15 protein-coding genes are annotated in these 17952 nt (G+C 41.6%); 10 read left to right on the top strand and 5 right to left on the bottom strand.

Annotation, left to right across the window (positions count from 1 at the left end; all coding sequences use genetic code 11):
- Positions 1–222: 222 nt before the first annotated feature.
- The gene (locus WG906_RS04320) at positions 223–2811 is read left to right on the top strand and encodes a PAS domain S-box protein (protein ID WP_339991292.1); all 2589 of its coding nucleotides are present in this window, start codon (positions 223–225) and stop codon (positions 2809–2811) included.
- Between the two features lie 356 nt (positions 2812–3167).
- On the top strand, positions 3168–3878 hold the full coding sequence (locus WG906_RS04315) for a GAF domain-containing protein (protein WP_339991291.1): 711 nt from the start codon (positions 3168–3170) through the stop codon (positions 3876–3878).
- Here WG906_RS04315 and WG906_RS04310 read toward each other — a convergent pair.
- From WG906_RS04310 to WG906_RS04300, 3 genes are all read right to left on the bottom strand, one after another.
- Positions 3872–4039 carry a hypothetical protein gene (locus tag WG906_RS04310; RefSeq protein WP_339991290.1) on the bottom strand — a complete coding sequence of 56 codons (168 nt, stop codon included), beginning with the start codon at positions 4037–4039 and terminating at the stop codon, positions 3872–3874. The two genes, WG906_RS04315 and WG906_RS04310, sit on opposite strands and share 7 nt — an antisense overlap.
- 86 nt (positions 4040–4125) lie before the next feature.
- On the bottom strand, positions 4126–6336 hold the full coding sequence (locus WG906_RS04305) for an ATP-binding protein (protein ID WP_339991289.1): 2211 nt from the start codon (positions 6334–6336) through the stop codon (positions 4126–4128).
- Between the two features lie 7 nt (positions 6337–6343).
- Positions 6344–6928, bottom strand: coding sequence for a biliverdin-producing heme oxygenase (locus WG906_RS04300; RefSeq protein ID WP_339991288.1), 585 nt, complete (start codon positions 6926–6928; stop codon positions 6344–6346).
- A 1278-nt stretch (positions 6929–8206) separates the two neighbouring features.
- On the opposite strand from WG906_RS04300, the gene WG906_RS04295 reads away from it, so the two are divergent.
- A complete protein-coding gene (locus WG906_RS04295; RefSeq protein ID WP_339991287.1) occupies positions 8207–8701 on the top strand; it encodes a PAS domain-containing protein in 495 nt (164 codons plus the stop codon).
- A 578-nt stretch (positions 8702–9279) separates the two neighbouring features.
- Here WG906_RS04295 and WG906_RS04290 read toward each other — a convergent pair.
- Positions 9280–9459: a hypothetical protein gene (locus WG906_RS04290; protein ID WP_339991286.1), complete on the bottom strand. Its 180-nt coding sequence runs from the start codon at positions 9457–9459 to the stop codon at positions 9280–9282.
- Between the two features lie 35 nt (positions 9460–9494).
- A complete protein-coding gene (locus WG906_RS04285) occupies positions 9495–9938 on the bottom strand; it encodes a hypothetical protein (RefSeq protein WP_339991285.1) in 444 nt (147 codons plus the stop codon).
- A gap of 27 nt (positions 9939–9965) precedes the next feature.
- Between WG906_RS04285 and WG906_RS04280 the strand changes: the two genes are divergently transcribed.
- The 7 genes from WG906_RS04280 (at position 9966) to WG906_RS04250 (ending at position 17910) form a co-directional block, all read left to right on the top strand.
- Positions 9966–10322 carry a hypothetical protein gene (locus tag WG906_RS04280; RefSeq protein ID WP_339991284.1) on the top strand — a complete coding sequence of 119 codons (357 nt, stop codon included), beginning with the start codon at positions 9966–9968 and terminating at the stop codon, positions 10320–10322.
- Between the two features lie 182 nt (positions 10323–10504).
- Positions 10505–11071, top strand: coding sequence for a hypothetical protein (locus WG906_RS04275; RefSeq protein WP_339991283.1), 567 nt, complete (start codon positions 10505–10507; stop codon positions 11069–11071).
- Between the two features lie 293 nt (positions 11072–11364).
- Positions 11365–12969 (top strand): pectinesterase, encoded by a 1605-nt coding sequence (locus tag WG906_RS04270; RefSeq protein ID WP_339991282.1) that lies wholly within the window; start codon positions 11365–11367, stop codon positions 12967–12969.
- Between the two features lie 71 nt (positions 12970–13040).
- Complete coding sequence (locus tag WG906_RS04265; protein ID WP_339991281.1) at positions 13041–13880, top strand: hypothetical protein; 840 nt, start codon at positions 13041–13043, stop codon at positions 13878–13880.
- Positions 13881–14036: 156 nt separating this feature from the next.
- Positions 14037–15641, top strand: a complete 1605-nt coding sequence (locus WG906_RS04260; protein WP_339991280.1) for a pectate lyase — start codon at positions 14037–14039, stop codon at positions 15639–15641.
- A gap of 10 nt (positions 15642–15651) precedes the next feature.
- Positions 15652–16380 (top strand): LamG domain-containing protein, encoded by a 729-nt coding sequence (locus WG906_RS04255; protein WP_339991279.1) that lies wholly within the window; start codon positions 15652–15654, stop codon positions 16378–16380.
- On the top strand, positions 16381–17910 hold the full coding sequence (locus tag WG906_RS04250; RefSeq protein ID WP_339991278.1) for a family 43 glycosylhydrolase: 1530 nt from the start codon (positions 16381–16383) through the stop codon (positions 17908–17910).
- The last annotated feature ends 42 nt before the right edge of the window (positions 17911–17952 follow it).

The raw sequence follows: 17952 nt of genomic DNA, 5'->3' as shown, positions 1-17952 counted from the left end.
TCTTCAATTCCAACGGCGTATTTCTTAAACAAATTATTTAACTATATAGCCTTGTAAAATAAAATGTGCGAACCAGATTTCAATCTCCACTAACCGGGAAAAACGTATTTATTCGCATAGCATTGTAACCTTTTGAGCTATATCACGTACTTTCGAGTCCTGGTTTAACGCCATTTTCACGCGCTAAAACTGAATTAACCAACTGCAGGCGCAATATTATTAATGAATAATTCTGAACAAGTTCTCGAGCTACTATTTGAAGAAGGCCCGCAGCCGATGTGGATTTACAGGTTAGCAGACCTAAAGATTCTAAATGTGAATAGATCCGCTACAGAGATGTACGGGTATACAAAAAAAGAATTTCAAGAACTAACTCTTAGAGACTTAAGACCAGATTCAGAAAGAGAAGTTCCGGAACAAATATTGTCGCAAATCGATTTAGAAAAAAAGAACAGTATAGATGTTCATCATAAGGATAAATATGGTAACGTATTTTGGGTTCAGATTGTCTCTATCCCGTATTCTTTTAAAGGAATTCAATGCCGGCTAGTCACTACCCGAAATATTCAGGAGGTGCTTGATTATAAGGCTGAGATAGTTAAAAAAGCACGGGATTTACAACGTGTGCTCGACAACTCTTTAGATGTGATCTGTTCTTTCGATATAGAAGGACGGTTTATTCAATGCAGTAGGGCATCGGAAGATATATGGGGTTATTCACCTGATGAATTAATAGGTGAACTTTATATGGACTTTATTGTAGAGGAGGACCGTGAATTTACGAGGCATGTGGCCAGTCAAATAATGGCGGGTACGGATTTTACAAATTTTCAAAACCGTTATAGAAGACAAGATGGCTCCACTGTTTATATCGTTTGGTCAGCAACATGGGATGCTGAGGAAGAAACGATGTTCTGTATTGCCAGGGACGCCACAGAAAAAGTAAATGCAGAGAAACTTCTTAAAGGGCATTCAGATCGTACTGAATCTATTCTTGAGAGCATAACTGATGGCTTCTTCACGGTGGATAGAGATTGGAATGTAACCTACTGGAACTATGAAGCTGAGCGTATACTAAGACGCTCTCGCAGAGAGATGCTTGGAAAGAACCTTTGGAACGAATACAAGGATGCGATGCCATTAAAGTTCTATTCTGAATATCAACGTGCAATAGAGGAACAAATTTCTGTACAATTTGAAGAGTTTTTGCCACGACTTGATCTTTGGTTTGAGGTTACAGCCTATCCATCCCCTGATGGCTTATCAGTATATTTCAAGGATGTCACCTCCAAACACGTTGCATTGCAGGAGCTTTCAATTAGCGAAGCCCGACACCGTGGAATTGTAAACTCCCAAACCAATTATTTGATTAGGACAGATCTTGAAGCAAAGTATACTTACTTCAATGGTAGTTTCTTTAGAGATTTTGGATGGATGTATTCCGATGGTGAGCTTATTGGAAAAGATTCTATGTTATCGATTTTGCCTTACCATCATAAAATTGTAATCGAGACGGTAAAAAAATGCTTAAGTGTTCCTAATGAAGTGTTTCAGGTTGAGATAGATAAGCCTAGAAAAGACGGAGGAGTACGATCAACCCTTTGGGACTTTCTATGTGTAACAAACGCTGATGGTACGCCTAAAGAAATCCAATGTTCAGGTATTGATATCTCAGACCGGATAGCAGCAGAAGCAGCTCTGAAGGAAAGTGTTGCGAGGTATGATTATGTGATGAAGGCAACGACAGACGCAATCTGGGATTGGGATCTTCAGTCGGACTTTATTTATTGGGGTGAGTCTTTTACTAATATGTTTGGACACCAAATCCTAAACAATCGAACTTCAATAGTTTTCTGGGGAGAGCTGGTGCATCCGGAGGATTTTAAGAGAGTAAACGGGAGCCTTAGCAATGCCGTATCAGGAGAACTGAATCGATGGGAGGAAGAATATAGATTTAAGAGGTCTAATGGTGATTATGTTTATGTCCGTGACCGGGGATTTGTGGTTAGGGATGAAAAGGGTAATGCTATCCGTATGGTAGGCTCGATGGCAGATATAACTGAACGGAAGCTGGGAGAAATTAAACTTAAGGAGTTGAATGCCCAGCTTAACTCGTTTATGTCTGAACTAATTTCTACCAATCAGGAGCTGGAACAGTTCTCTTATATTGTATCCCATAACTTACGAGCTCCGGTAGCTAATTTGATGAGCTTGGCAAGGTTATTAAAAGAGAATAGCGTTACTGCTGATGAGATGGCAGATCTAATAACCGGGATTCTGAGCTCAAGCGAAAGGCTGGATGAGGTGATTGCAGATTTGAACCTAATATTGAGAATCAAGGGTAAGATAAACGAAAATAAAATAAGTCTTAACATATTGGATGTAATCTCCAGCGTAAAGCAGGATCTCGCAGACCAGATTCAAACGAGCAATGCCAAAATTCAGGTCGACTTAAAAGATAACAATGAGGTTTTAGGGATAAGGAGTTACATTTTTAGCATCTTCTATAATCTCCTTAGCAACAGCATCAAATACTCCCGGCCAAATATATCACCTGTCATTAACATCAGCTCTCATAAAATTGAAAATAAATCGGTATTAGTATTCTCTGACAATGGCTTAGGTATCGACCTGGCTAACCAGGCAAAGCATCTGTTTGGACTTTATAAGCGGTTTCATTACCATACGGAAGGTAGAGGTATGGGCCTGTATATAGTAAAAACGCAAGTTCAGGCACTTGGCGGCAAAATTGATGTAAATAGCACCGTTGGCCAAGGCACCATATTCACTATAGAACTTCCAGTGCAGTAAAGCCCCTGCTACCGCGAGCTCAATGTCGTTAAGTTAAGGAAAAGTGTCTGACACCTTTGAGGTGTCTGACACTTGAATGTCGGCTTAAAATTTTCGGAAACCTTTGAGGCATTGATGGTTCAGTAAACAAGCTCTTAACTTAACAACATTGAACGCGAGCTTAGCTGAAGATTTGCTGGTTCGAGCTTGTAGCTCGGACTTTTTATAAAAGATTTTTATCTTTCCGGTCATGAGCTACTGATGATCCGCATTTATAATCAAAAGCAATTTTTTATTTTACACCCGGTTAATACTTATTGATTGTAAAAACTGAACCTATCTACTCAAATTTGCGTACATTAACCTTTAAAAATCCTATGGCAAATAACACGTTCGATACAGCTAAAGAAGCAGCCAGGCTTAATGCTACGCATCGATATTTAGATTTCAATATCAATAGAGAAAAAGAGTTAAATGAACTGGTAATGCTGGCATCCCAAATTTGTGGAACGCCCATTTCATTAATTACTTTAATGGACCAGGATGTACAATGGATAAAAGCTAATTTGGGAGTGGATGTTAGTGAAATGCCGAGAAAGACATCGTTTTGCACGCATGCTATACAGAATGATGAGATCATGATTGTAGAGGACGCATCTCTCGACAGTCGGTTTTCAGATATTCCTGTAGTGGCTAATAATCCTCATATCCGTTTTTATGCCAGCGCCAACCTCAAATCGCACGATGGATTTAATGTTGGAACATTGTGTGTATACGATTTACAGCCTAAAACCTTAAGTCCGGAACAACAACACAGTTTAACGGCATTGGCAAATCAGGTGAGCCATGTTATGGAGCTGGATTTTGCGCTTAAAACCTTGCAAAAACAAAACGATGCTTTATCGGAGATCGCCCGTATTCAATCGCACGACTTAAGGGTGCCAGTATCTTCTATACTTGGGGTGATGGATCTTATTAATGAAGAACAGACAGACCTAAACAGTGAATATTTAAGCTTATTGAACCAGGCAGTAAACCAGCTTGATGAAAGAATTCGGACTATAGTGGATTTTACCAGAACTCAATGATAACAAATGTTGCATAGCCATGCCCCCAAACTTACTCGCCAATGCAGCATGACTAACCTCACCCAACCTATGATTATCTTTGGATCGGCTACTGTCGAGCTAGTACCACCAATACTAATTTCAATGATCCCCAAAACCCTATTAGCTCGGTTTAGAAGCATCACTTTAAACTCCCCGACAAATTCAGGCTGCTAATTTCTTTATAGGTATAATGATTACCGTATCCGAAGAGCAAAGAAATACCATTTTAGAAGGTCACATAAAATGAAGATCCCTTTCCGAGTTCACTTTCTACCCAAATCTTACCCTTATGTTTTTCTACTATTCTTTTAACTATAGCCAGCCCAACACCCGTACCTTCTATATTCTCTACATTATCCAGCCTTTTAAACAGCTCAAACACATGCGGAAGTTGGTTTGTATCTATACCAATTCCATTATCTTTTACACAATAAGTAACCTGATCATCCTGAACAGTGCCGTTAATGCTGATTTGGGGATCTTGACGTATCAATGAATATTTGATGGCGTTACTAATTAAATTGGAAAAGATCTGTGAGATCATCACCTGATCTCCCTTTGTATCGGGTGTCTCAGCGATAGACACCACAATATGTTCGGCTTGATAGGCTAATTTTAAATCCTTGATCATTTCTTCCAGCAGAGGTCTCATCTCAATTTTAGCAGTGCCTATATCAGCCGTTCCTATACGCGAATATTCCAGAACTTCCTTAACCATGTTGTTCATTTTGTCTGTTCCGGCAACAATTCTATCAAGCATTTTTTGTGATTTGGGGCTAATGCTCTTATCTCTGAGTACCAGCTGTGCGTAGCTTCTTATGGTCGATAAAGGGTTTTTTAAATCATGTGAGATCGTATAGCTGAATGTATCAAGTTCTTCGTAGGCATTCTTCAATTTTTCGTTTAGCAACCTGATTTCACTTGCTTTTTGATTAATAGAATAAATTATTTCAGCTTTGAGGCGCATTACGGATTGGATCTCTTCGTGCGACCAATTCAAAGAAGTTTTTGAAACCGTTTCTGACCAGGCTTCGAAGGAACGTCTGGGCGAAATATGCAGTAAACCCTGTCCGGTTATTTCGGCAGGCTTATCCGGATTACCTGCCCATTTAATTTCCTGCAAAAGCTCGGGTTTGAACCATATTACATATTCATTCAGCTCTCTGGATAAGATGATTACCAGCATGCCGCTTGCTTTATCGGCATAGTTCGCCGCACCAACATATACTGAAGACAGGTGATTGGTGTGGAAGATAGAACCATTTATGTTCATTTTTATCCATGCTAATAGTTTTTCAAGTTGACTATTATCTGGTGTGAGTCCGACGGTTGTGATGTTATTTTCAAAAACTAATACCGTTCCGGTGGCATCGGTAATATCCAGTAGGGTAGTACGATTAGCAGTAAGGGCTTCCTCTACACTGCTGCTTTTCTGCATCTGTCTGATCAGATCGTCTACAGCAGCTTTATATCGTTCTTTAACCTTCTGATTTTCTTCCTCGTGCCGAAATTCGAGAGCAGATGAAAGAATCTGGCCAATGAGTTGGGCCGACTGCCTGGACTTGAAGTCTATGAAGCAAGGAGAATAATTATGACAAGCTATTAAGCCCCACAATTCATCCTTATACATTAATGAAATACTAAAGCTGGATGCTACTTTCATATTCTTCAAATATTGAATATGGATAGGCGATACTGCCCTGAGCTGTGCATTGGTAAGATTAAGGAGCCGGCTGTTTTCTTCTGTCGTCGTTACAATGCGGGAAGGTTCTGCATGCACATCCGCAATAAGCCGGGTAAGATTAATTTTATAAAGTTCACGTGCCTGCCTGGGAATATCAGAGGCAGGATAATGTAGTCCCAACCACGAGTCCAAATCATCATTCTTAGACTCCGCTATCACTTCACCATGGCCATCGGCTGCAAAGCGGTAAATCATTACTCTGTCATAATTAATCACTTTTTTAACCTGCTGGGCAGTATTATTTAGCAAGTTGGAAAGATTTTTATCAGCAAGCATTTGAGAAATACTACTGCCAATCATTCGCTGAACATCCAGTTTCTTTTCTGATGTCGCCGGCTCAAATTCGAGGGTATACAAATCATCGCTTTGAGAAATGATTAAATAAAAAGGTTTTCCATTTATATCGGTATTAAAGGGGTTTGTTTGGCTGAATCCGATAGTTTTACCAAAGGTGATTAGCTGATGAATAAAGTTAGGTGGTTCGTTTTTCCCGATAAGAGGTTCAATCTCACTAATTGCACGGCCAAGGATAGCTGAGGGTATTCCCACCAGGAACTCAGCTACATTCTGACTGTGATAGGTAATGATGAGGGATTTGTCAAGTACGATTAGAAAACCATGAGACTGAATAGCCCCTGGTGTATGAATAGGTTCATTATCGCAATTACTAAGGTCGATCGAGTCGGTATTCATAATATTGTCAGCGAGTGTTTAGGTGTCTGTTGTTTACGATGAACCTTTCAAATTTGCCGAATGTGTCATCAGCTACCCTGATTACACACTGTTTTTGTTCATCTGCAGTGATTTTAGAATTTAGGGCAGATTTAAAACGGAGCCACATTGCTTGTGTATTATCTCCATAGCACTCAAAAAATGAAAAGCCCTCTTTGCCTGCCCAGTCAAGCTGTCTGCGCATAAGACCGGCAATGATAGGGCCACCAAGAGTTGAACCCTCCATTACATAGAGAGCCCCCAAAGCTTCTTCCCAATTTTGAATTAGAGGAAGTTCCATGCCGCTTGCAAGTTCAGGGCATGTGCCCTTAAAGTAGAGAATGTCGTTTTTTAAATTAGAAGCTTTTCTGCGTTGCAAATAATCTTCCAGCTCAGAGCTTCGAATAAAATTGTTTACCAGGATCTCCAAACTGCCGAAAAAGCTGTAGAACCACGATAGTATTTGAAGGTAATCCTGGACGGAATTAACCGAACGCATTTTTTGCATCAACAGCTTTTCAAGGTTTTGATGCCGTGCCAGTGTTTGAGATTTTAGTTGATCGGAAAAGTTCAAAGAAAAATGAAAAGACAAAATAATGTTTAGTTACTAATTTGACTAAAATGATAATATTGAAATCGAGCACTTACTGTATCCTTTTAAGATCATCACTTTACAGTGGGCGAGTACTCGGATTTCATAAACATAGATCAACGAAAATGGTTTCTCAATTATTACGTGAAAGGTTTAGTATTTCATCGCCGAATTTTTTAGATATTCGCTCATTTACTTTAAACACACATCGTCAAGAGTCAGCAGGCTAAATAGATATTCAAAAGGTCTTAAATGGCTCAGGATTTGAGCGAATGAAGTATCAGAAATCTGGCAGACAAAGTTAATTGTGCTTCAGTGAGTTAAATTGCTTGTCTAGCTCAAAATGAAAGTAGCAAAACTATTGGTGTGGTCATAAGCTTGAAAAATAGTAATGTGAAGGGATGCAGTTTTGGCAGCAGCATAATAAACCGATAGAACTATGGAGCCATGAAGTGATGATTAAAAGGTTGATTATATTCATCGAAATCCTGTTGTTCCTATGTAAACGAATCTCAGTACAGCAGTGCAATAGATTATTGCGGTAACAGAGGAGTCCTGGAACTTGATTCATGTAAAGAGGTCCGAGCTGCAAGCCCGAACCAGCAATCGCTTTAAAACAAGGGGTACGCTCGCGGTCAATGTCGTTAAGTTAAGGAAAAGTGTCAGACACCTTTGAGGTGTCTGACACTTGAATGTCGGCTTAAAATTTCGGAAACCTTTGAGTCATTGATAGTTCAGTGAACAAACTCTTAACTTAACGACATTGTGCTCGCGGTAGCGGGGGGTATGCTCGGCAATCTTTTGGACGCTTCAGCAGTCTAAAGCTGAACTTTGTGTAAACTTTTAATGATATAACTTCACGATATATTGTATTTGTGTTTGTAAATATTACTGGCTAGATTTAATAGCGGATCTATGCTCAATCAGCTATGGACGAATACTATTTTTCTGAGCATTTCAGGAAAAGGAAGTTATAAATTCATTGCGCCAAAGATGAAAAGGGCGCTCGCTCTTGTAAATTGAATAATCATAGAAATCCAGAATGGGGTCGATGGCATGATCAATGAAGCGGCAATAAAAATTGAAAGTTAAGTTTCAAAATCTCATTGCTACGTGATACTATCATTACCCATTTTCTTGCTACTATGTTATTACTAAGCCGCTTTTATACATTTAGCCTTATAAGGTAGATGGTGTGAATCTTTAGAATGCCTGGATCTGCTGATCTATTTGCAATTATAACTTAGGATTAATATCTACATGGAAATTGATGACGAGGCATACCTACACGATTTAGTACTGAATGCTCCCATTGGGATTTGTGTTTTGGATGCTGCTACCTTAACTTGTGAGATTGTTAATGAAAGTTTTCTGCAGGTAGTAGGTAAACATTATGATGCCATTGTGGGAAAATATTTTTGGAATGTCTTCGCAGAATTCAGGCAATTTTACGAAGCTTTTCTATATAAAGTTATAAAAACCGGCAAACCTTATTATGCTATTGAAGAAGAACTTACGCTAATCCGCCATGGAAAGGAGGAAGATATTGTGGTGTCTTTCGTTTACTCTCCATTAATGAACAAGGAAGGGCAGGTAAAGAAAGTAGCCGTTTGGATTCTTGAAAACACACAGAAATTTCTTGAACGTAAAAAGCTTGAAGAAGCTGCAGAAAAGGCTGCAAAAAGTGAAGAAGAGCTTAGAAATATGATAATAAAGACAGCCAGCAACATACTGCGTCCTAAAAAACCTAAGTGAAATATTTTCGTTATTTCCTGCATTTCAATTTCAGGGTTTATAACCCGTGTTTGGCACTCCAATCCCAGAACCCTGATTCCCGTTTTTGTTTACCCGGTAATACTTCTCAAAAACCTAAGGCGTATGCTCGGGGGAGATACCACAACCTTTGATCAAGCGATAAATCCTAAAAACTTGGAATTATATGCCTGATTATTGCGTAGAAATTGCATCCTTGTAGATTTAAATGCGTTCGTATCTTTTCCTAAAATAGCCTTAAATAATTTTTGAGTTTCATTTAGGGCGGGTGACATTTTAAGGTTGAATACTTTCATATTACTAAACATTACATTTAATATGCCAAACGAATTATTAAAGCTAGTTGACTCAATATCAATGTGTTTGTAATGAATATTTGTGAGCTTCCAAATATTTAGCCTTAAGATTGAAGGTTAATGAGACAGAAGTTTTGAAATCGTCCTATATAATCAAGTGCCAGATAAAAGAATAATACATTTAATACTCCTTATCCTAAAAGCTCCAAAACCTAGTTAGAACAGGGGACAAGTTAAATCTGAATCTGAAAAGATAAATAAGCATTATTGTATTCGGTATATTGTAAACTTTGAATCACTCACAATGTCAATTACTTTATCTTTATCTAACGTAAGTCTGAAAACCTCATCAATGATTTCAATTTGATTTAGCGTATAAAGAAACCCTTTATAAAGAATAAAGTCTCCTGAAATCGCCTTGCTGCAATCCTTAATCTTTTCCATTATTGTCTACTTGTTTAGCATTAAACATACATTGATCAAATCGGTACAAGCTTCGTAAATTTTACCTTATAAGGTAAGATATACCCTCCTTTTAGCCCATTTTTAAGAAGCTTTTGAAAAGCTTCCTCTGCCATTTTTTTATTAGAAAAACCGGTAATTACCAATCGGTGAAGTTTATCATTTTGCATTGGAAACGAAGCCCTGTGTAATATCTTATATATTAATTCCTGTTGTTGTTTGATACTTGTCATGTTATCAGCTTTCCCTATTATTACTGCGAAATTCATAACGCCTTCATTATCAATTGCCTCCTCATTCTTCAATCTGCCCGGTTGGGGATTTGTTGCTCCATCTGCAGTTTTTGGAACTGATCGACTTTTGGAATGCAAAAGTATACCATCGTCTATGGTTTGATTGATAGAATCAAGTTGTGTGGCCTTAATAGATTTTGGAGATTCAGTGATAATACTGTTGCGCAATCTTGGAGGCACAATATATAATCGGAAATGCGGGTTTTAACAAATCCCCGCAGCGCTTGGTCGCCCGATCTGTTTCCGGCTTCAAAGCTGGTATGGCAGCGCGGGAAGAGCGTTTACGCTAAAATCCCGCACCCGAACATTCAGCCATCCGGCATGCAAAGGCAAACCAATAAGCCTTCTCCGGGCGATGTATTCGGAATTTTCTTCGCCTCAAAAGGGCGGATCGCCCATTGCGGCTTTGTGGATTCGTGGAATGATTCCTGGCTGCTTACGGTTGAAGGGAACACAAATGAGGCTGGGAGCAGGGAAGGTGACGGGGTGTATAAGAAGAGAAGGTTGAAAAGTACTGTACACATGGTTGCAAATTGGGTTGGGGATTTGTGACACTGGTTCCCGGGCTTGCCGGTGTTTTGTATTCGGCGCGAGATCCTGAGCGGTTTTTGTCATCCCGACGCCAGGAGAGATCCTGAACATTTGATCGCCCTATTTAAGAGAATAAGGATTTATCGCTTATTCATATCCACCATATTTTTCAAGCTCTAATAATTAACATAACAAATAATGAGATGCAAAAACAAGATCATACCCAAAAAACAAGCCCGAAAGCTTGCGGCGGCCGCGCCATAAAATTCGGCCTTATTCTATTGCTTTTTTCATCCTGCACAGTATTAAAAAGCAAAAGCATACTGAAATCAGACAGCCTAACCATAAAGGAAGAACAACAAAAAACTAAACTGGAAGTAATGCAAAAGCAAAGGACTGAAATGCTTTACCTGTATTCCGATTCTGCGAAATACAGGAGCCGGGTTAGTATTGTTCCGGAAGGCGAATTTTCCTATTCCTTAGATAAAGGTTTCAGTGGCAAAGCATCATCCCTGATAATTTCAGGAGATCATTCAATGTGGCAAAATTCTGCGGGCGCAAGTTTAAGCCATAATTTATTGAGTCGGGATTCCTCCGCGACCAGTACCCTTAAAATGAAAGAAAAAATCAGCAGAAATGAAAAGCTAAGGGAGGTGAGCAGTCGGGGAAGGGGGTGGATGGCATGGCTTAGTGTTCTGTCCCTGGTGGCGGGCTGTCTGGCGCTCTGGTTTTTTGGAAGGCGGTTGTTTTATAAGTATATATTGTTTTAATCTTGCTGTTACAGGGCGATTGGTATATGTTTGTATCCAGTTATGCGGATGTTCCCCGGATAAAAGAATATCGCGTTCTCCTCTCTTGCTTTCCGTGTCAAGAAGCTACTGTTAAAGATTATCAGCTGGGGCAACGTTAAAAAGGATAGATAAAGATTGCGGAAACGGGCGACATTTATCAAATGCTCCATTATGAGGCTTTCGATCAGGGCTTTTTAACCCGATTGTAAAACTCCTACTACTTGCGTCAGTCTTTCAGGTTTATTCATAGATTTAACTACCCGATGCCGACTATGAACCTAAGCTACTCTTCTCTTGCCCTTCTGCTTTTTGTTTTGATCTTAAAGCCGGTTAATCTGTTCGCTTTTCAGCCGGCAGACTTATCACTCCGGATCTCTGGTAAAAAGGGGCACTCTCAAAATGTTCCTGTCGCCAGGATAAAGTATCGGGGTAAAACGATACAGCTAAATGAGAGGGCGTTATATCTTAATGCCAAACTTAAGGATACAGATTTAGGTAGCTATGCTTTCAATACTATTCAGGGAGTGGTAAAATTTGCTAAGGACGGTACAGAACAGCAGCCTACAATTATCTATATGGAGCCTGACGTTTACTGGACGGATGATCCGAAAGCTGACAACAAACAAAATAAGCTTATTGGCCTCCTTATTCCTCAGGCGAATATTACCCTGATTGGCTTGTCGGAAAATCCTGAACATACCATAATTGCAGGCAACCGGGGCCAGATGGCGGGCGCTATCGGCAACTGGAATACTGTGGGCGTAGCTGATGGCTTTGAAGCCTATAACATTACCTTCGGTAACTACTGTAACGAAGATTTAGTTTATCCTTTAGATTCTTCCAAAAATCTTAAAAAGCGCCAGTCTACCATTACACAGGCACAGGTATTGACCAAGGCACATAATGGTAAAATGGATAAGTGGATATTTGAGAACTGTCGTTTCATCAGTTATCTCAATACCTTTGCTGCGGGTAATCAGCCGCTCCGTACCTACTATAAGAACTGCTTTCTGCAATGCACAGACGATGCCGTGGGTTCGGGGGATATCAGTGTTTTCGACCGATGCAGGTTCAGGTTCTATTCTAACCATCCCTCCTGGGGAGGTTCACGAATCCTCCAGGCATATCTGGGATGTAAATTTGAAATAATGCTTCGCGATCCTGACGCCAACTCAACCCTCTATTTCGCTAAGAACAATAATGTCTTTGCAGTAGTAGATGCCGAATTCACCGGCAACGCCAAATATTTAGGCTGGACAGACGTGCCCGCGGATCATGTGCGTCACTATGTACACAATAATACGCTTAATGGAAAAAAAGTAAATATTAGCGAGTCAAAACCTGAGCTCTCGATCGAATTGAAAGGGAAAACTCTGGCTTCGTTTAAGGTAGGGGATGAATATAACATCTACAACTTATTAAGAGGTAACGACGACTGGGATCCGGCAGGGCAAAAATCGCGGATGGCGAATTACAAAAACCTGCCTTTCGGGTTGCAGCTATCAGCTGATAAAGTAAAGCTAGACGGGCGTACAAGGGAGCAGGCTCAGATATCCTATGCTGTTTACCCGGAACGGGTGAGGGAAGCTACAGCCTTGAAATGGACCTCGAGCGATGATAATATATTATCCTATGCTCAAAATGCGGATGGTTCCGTTATAGTCACTGCGTCTAACAATAGCGACAGTACACGCAGGGGGTATCTGATGGCGGAAACTGAACAGGGCATCCGGAGTCTGGTGTATTTCGAGGTTAGTGGAACTCCTCAAGCAGCACCCCTGTTCGTGAAGGTCCCTTTAATGAACGAACCTAAAGCAGGTATGCTCTCTCTGGATTACAAGTTAAATCTGGTGAATCAGAAGGATTTTCCTCTATAGTATGGTACAGAAGCTCAGCAGACAATGGAAGTGATTCGACAAAGGTTGCGGTAAGCGGGAATACTGCTCCTTTGAAAGATTACCAGCTTTCTACCGGCGATATTGGCTACTACCTGTTTGCCAAAATATATCCCAGGCATAATACCAGCCTGGCGGGCGAACCGGTTCTGGTGATGAGCCGGAAAATCAGCGCAAAAGATATTACCACCACAGACATCACTACAGACTTCAAAAACCTTCCAACTGACAGGAACTCTTCCATCAGGGATGGATTCTGGATGGTGAATACCTATCGCCCGAAAGACCTGAGTAAAGATTTTCCCTGGACACCAGATGGGGGAGCAGCATGGCAGTATGGCTGGGGTAGCGACGCAACGGCCGGCCGCCAGGGCTTCATGACTGCAGGTCGCGGGGCCCGGCTTCTTTACCCGCAGGCAGGTCAGTATCAAAACATGTCTCTGGTACTGCAATTAAGTCCGCACAAAGCAGCAGGTCAGGGCTTTGGCAGTGCTACCGGTCAATATCTGGATGTATACATCAAATTTGATCCTAAAACCTTGAGTGGTTATGGCTTAAGAATAGAACGAACGCCGATGTACGGAAACGGCGTGAGGTTTACACTTTACAAATTTAGTGATGGTTTGGGCACGGCAATCTCAGATCACCGGTATTCGTCGGCATTCTTACCAGGCTGTAAAATAGAACTAAGCTGCAGGGGAAATATTTTTACGGCGAGAGTGACTACCAGCAGCCCGCAGCAATCGGGGCAAAAAGATGCAGGGCTGGAACACGAGGTAAATTTGAAAGCCCAGGTTCAGCCGAATTCATTCGGCGGCTTTGGCGTTCAGCACACTGGCAGCACAGGAGGAGCAAGCAGGGTCATGCTGGAAGGATTGGAAGCAAGGTATTGAGGTACAATGAAAGGACTTTGCAGGGATATGTTCGTCTGAGCTGGTCAAAGACTTAAACCCTTTGTTACTGTGTATGAAGCCGGTTAAACGGTCAGAATTTGAACAAGGGCTTAAAATGGAAGCAATAAATTAATTAACCAATATTCATTATAAACCATGAGAAGATGCGCCGCCATAGTTGCTATTGCTCTAAGTTACTTAGTTATCAATGATACCGCCCGGGCTCAAACTAATTCCCTTGCACAAAAAGCTGAAAAAGCCATGGTTAAGGCTACTAAATTTATGGTAGATGAGGTCAGCACGGAAGGCGGATATGTTTGGTATTACACTACCGATTTGTCCAGGCGCTGGGGTGAGATGGAGGCCTATAAAAGCATGATATGGATACAAGGCGGAGGTACGGTTACTGTAGGGCATACACTTTTAGACGCCTACCGTGCCACAGGCAATGACTATTTTTATGAGGCCGCCGGAAAAGCGGCATCAGCATTGATTAAAGGACAAAGTACAGAAGGCGGATGGAATTATATGATAGACTTCGCCGGCCAGGAGTCTTTAAAGAATTGGTACAATACTATCGGGAAGAACGGCTGGCGCCTCGAAGAGTTTCAGCACTATTACGGAAACGATACCTATGACGATGATGTAACATCCGATGCCGCACGTTTTCTGTTGAAGATGTACATGCAAAAAAAGGAGATCAGGTATAAGGAGGCACTCGACAAGGCGATAAATTTTATTTTGAAAAGCCAGTATCCTAACGGTGGCTGGCCGCAGCGATATCCGTTGAAAAGCGACTTTAACAAAGCCGGGTTTCCCGATTATTCATCATTTTATACTTTTAACGACAGCGTGATTTGGGAAAACATAAATTTCCTGATTCAATGTTTTCAGGTTTTGCATGAGGAGCGCTTTCTCGGCCCGATCCGGCGGGGGATGGATTTCTACCTTCTTTCTCAGCAGCCTAATGGCGCCTGGGGCCAGCAGTACAATATGAAAATGGAACCTGCAAGTGCGCGAACCTACGAACCTGCGGCTTTGTTGCCCGGCGCGACCGCCGAAAATTGCTCTATACTTCTAAGATTCTACCAGTACACAGGCGACCGGAAGTATCTGGCACGCATCCCTGATGCTATTAGCTGGCTTGAAAAAGTTAAACTTCCGGCATCTATGACCTTAGGTGGGCGGTATACGCACCCGCTTTATGTGGAATTGAAAACGGATAAGCCCTTGTTTGTTCATCGTAAAGGCTCTAATGTGAAGTATGGTTACTATTATGCCGATTACGATGATCAAAATCTTTTAGCTCATATGCTGGGCAAGCGCTCTGTAAATATTGCAAGCTTAAGAGATGAATATATCCGTGTCAGTGCTTTATCGCCCGGGCTCGCCACACGGAATTCCCCCCTTAAAACTGGTCATGCGGAAAAAGAAATTCCGGATTTTTATTTTTCTTCAACCAGCGGTCGGAATGGCAATATGTCCATCAGTGAAGAAAGGGTAAATGGAATAATTTCAAGCCTGGATAGTCGAAACCGCTGGCTCGTTAAAGGTGTGTCGATCAGTAATCCTTACATCGGTGAGGGGCAAAATAAAGAGGCTACCACTGAATATGCCTCAACTTTCGTTGGCGATAAAACAGATACATCTCCTTTCAGAGACACGTCGGATACTTACTATATATCAACACCTGCTTACATCCGGAACATGAACCTGTTAATTCAATACATAATTTCTGTAGGCAAAACGTCTCAGAATTAATCTTTATCAAATGCGCAATATCATTTCACTCGTAAACGAAAATATCATTAAACCTGTCGTTTTACTTGGTCTGGTTCTCAACTGCTCCTTTCTCTATGCGCAGGAACCGCCAAATGAAAAGATGCCGGCTAAGACCATCATCTGGCAGATTGATAATCCGGCTCAGATCGGGAAATTCAAAACTTCCATATTAGGGCAACCTGTTGTCAGGGTAGATGAAGGCGACGAGGTGCTTTTTTTTGATGGTGTTGATGATGGATTAATTGTTCCTGAGATTCCGATACAGGGTTGGACAAAGTTTAGTATCGAAGTGCTCTTTAAGCCTGCAGGCGACGGACCCGTCGCCCCCCGTTTCATTCACTTTCAGGATACGGAAGATAACCGTTGTACTTTCGAACTTAGAATAACTCCCAACAAGATGTGGTATCTGGACACTTTTTTGAAAAATGGAAAGGCCGGGGACCGCGGACTTGCCCTGATAGACTCTACCCTCTTATATCCAACAGACCAATGGTATTGGGCTGCTCTAACCTACGATGGGAAAAAAATGGTAAGTTATGTAAATGGCATAAAACAACTGGAAGGTGAAACCAATTTTGTTACAACAAATGAAGATGGCAGCCTGTCCATCGGCGTAAGATTGAACAAGGTAAACTGGTTCAAAGGATTGATAGGTGAAATTCGTTTTCATCCGGAGGTATTAACAGCTAAAACTTTACAGAAAAAAACAAATAAATAAATGCGTACAAAATATATTTTTTACTCATCGACCATCTTTATATACACCCTGCTGTTTTTCGTCAGTACATCTGCGCAAACTGGCGGAAAGACTGATAATGTGCCCGCTGGCTTCTATCAAAATCCGGTACTCGGCGGCGATTATCCCGATCCGTCAATTCTCCGGGACGGGAAGAATTACTATATGACTCATTCGTCATTTGAGTACTATCCCGGCCTGCTGGTCTGGCATTCCACCGACCTGCTTAACTGGAAGCGGATCGGCTTTGCTTTGAATAAAAACGTGGGTTCGGTATGGGCTCCCGACCTGATCAAACATAAAGACACTTACTACATCTATTTTCCGGCAGGAGGTACCAATTGGGTAGTAACCGCAAAATCTCCGGAAGGACCCTGGTCGGCCCCGGTCGACCTGAAACTGAGCGGGTACATAGACCCGGGGCACCTTGTTGATGGCACTGGAACCAGATACCTTTATCTCTCCAAAGGCTTCATTGTAAAGCTGGCAGAGGATGGTCTTTCCACTGCTGGTGAGCCGCAGTCAGGCTATAAAGGTTGGCAGTATCCGAAGGAGTGGAGTACCGAATGCTTTTGTTTGGAGTCACCTAAATCGACTATAAAGGATGGCTACTTTCATCAGATAGTAGCAGAAGGGGGCACCGCCGGCCCTGCAACCTCTCATATGGTTGTTTCCGGAAGATCTAAATCTCCGCTCGGACCATGGGAAAACTCTCCCTATAATCCCATTATTCATACAGCAAGCCGCGCAGAGCGCTGGTGGAGCCAGGGCCACGGAACACTCGTAGATGACGTAAACGGGAAATGGTGGATTCTGTATCACGGGTATGAAAAGTACTATCAAACATTAGGGCGCCAAACTTTAATGTTACCTGTTGTTTGGACCAAAGACAATTGGTTCCGCGTACCGCAGGGAATTTCAAGCAGTGCGCCCATCCGAAAACCGGCACTCCCGGCTTCAGCCTCGGGGTCAGGCCTGTCAGATGACTTTTCTGGCGGGACCCTTGGTTTACAATGGCAATCTTTCAGAAGTACCCCTGCTGACAGGGTAGTTTTGAAAGAGGGGAAACTCGAACTGCAGGCAAAAGGTAATGCTTTCGAAAATAGTGCACCTCTGCTGGTTAACCCGGCCGACAGAAGATATGAAGCGCAAGTAGAATTTACCATTGAGGGAAATGCTACGGCAGGAATGACACTGTTTTATAATGATCAGGGCAATATGCGGGTAACGGCGGATTCGAGACAATTCGCTGTGTTCAATCAAAAAAGCAGGAAGATATCTGAACCCAATGCCGCTGGGAATCACGGCTATCTGAAAATTATCAACGATGAAAATGAAATTAGCTTCTATTTCAGTAACGATGCCAAAGTCTGGAACAGGGTAGAGCGGAGCATTGATGCAACTGGTTTCAATCACAACATTTTCGGTGGTTTTATGAGCCTGAGGGTGGGGTTATTTGCATTTGGAGACGGAAAAGTTGTGTATGACAATTTTATTTACAGGAAGCTATAATTAGTTGTATAAGTGATTTAATACAATCTTTAGAGCCGCAAG

This window comes from Pedobacter superstes (assembly GCF_037622515.1).
GTDB lineage: Bacteria > Bacteroidota > Bacteroidia > Sphingobacteriales > Sphingobacteriaceae > Paradesertivirga > Paradesertivirga superstes.
Note: the sequence above shows the minus strand (reverse complement) of the source record. Positions and strands in the feature narration are given on the sequence as shown.

Coding starts and splice junctions, on each gene's coding strand:
- WG906_RS04250 (WP_339991278.1), top strand. CDS start 16,381: ATGCGTACAAAATATATTTTTTACTCATCGACCATCTTTATATACACC.
- WG906_RS04310 (WP_339991290.1), bottom strand. CDS start 4,039: ATGCTTCTAAACCGAGCTAATAGGGTTTTGGGGATCATTGAAATTAGT.
- WG906_RS04270 (WP_339991282.1), top strand. CDS start 11,365: ATGAACCTAAGCTACTCTTCTCTTGCCCTTCTGCTTTTTGTTTTGATC.
- WG906_RS04260 (WP_339991280.1), top strand. CDS start 14,037: ATGAGAAGATGCGCCGCCATAGTTGCTATTGCTCTAAGTTACTTAGTT.
- WG906_RS04280 (WP_339991284.1), top strand. CDS start 9,966: ATGCGGGTTTTAACAAATCCCCGCAGCGCTTGGTCGCCCGATCTGTTT.
- WG906_RS04275 (WP_339991283.1), top strand. CDS start 10,505: ATGCAAAAACAAGATCATACCCAAAAAACAAGCCCGAAAGCTTGCGGC.
- WG906_RS04290 (WP_339991286.1), bottom strand. CDS start 9,459: ATGGAAAAGATTAAGGATTGCAGCAAGGCGATTTCAGGAGACTTTATT.
- WG906_RS04255 (WP_339991279.1), top strand. CDS start 15,652: ATGCGCAATATCATTTCACTCGTAAACGAAAATATCATTAAACCTGTC.
- WG906_RS04305 (WP_339991289.1), bottom strand. CDS start 6,336: ATGAATACCGACTCGATCGACCTTAGTAATTGCGATAATGAACCTATT.
- WG906_RS04295 (WP_339991287.1), top strand. CDS start 8,207: ATGGAAATTGATGACGAGGCATACCTACACGATTTAGTACTGAATGCT.
- WG906_RS04315 (WP_339991291.1), top strand. CDS start 3,168: ATGGCAAATAACACGTTCGATACAGCTAAAGAAGCAGCCAGGCTTAAT.
- WG906_RS04320 (WP_339991292.1), top strand. CDS start 223: ATGAATAATTCTGAACAAGTTCTCGAGCTACTATTTGAAGAAGGCCCG.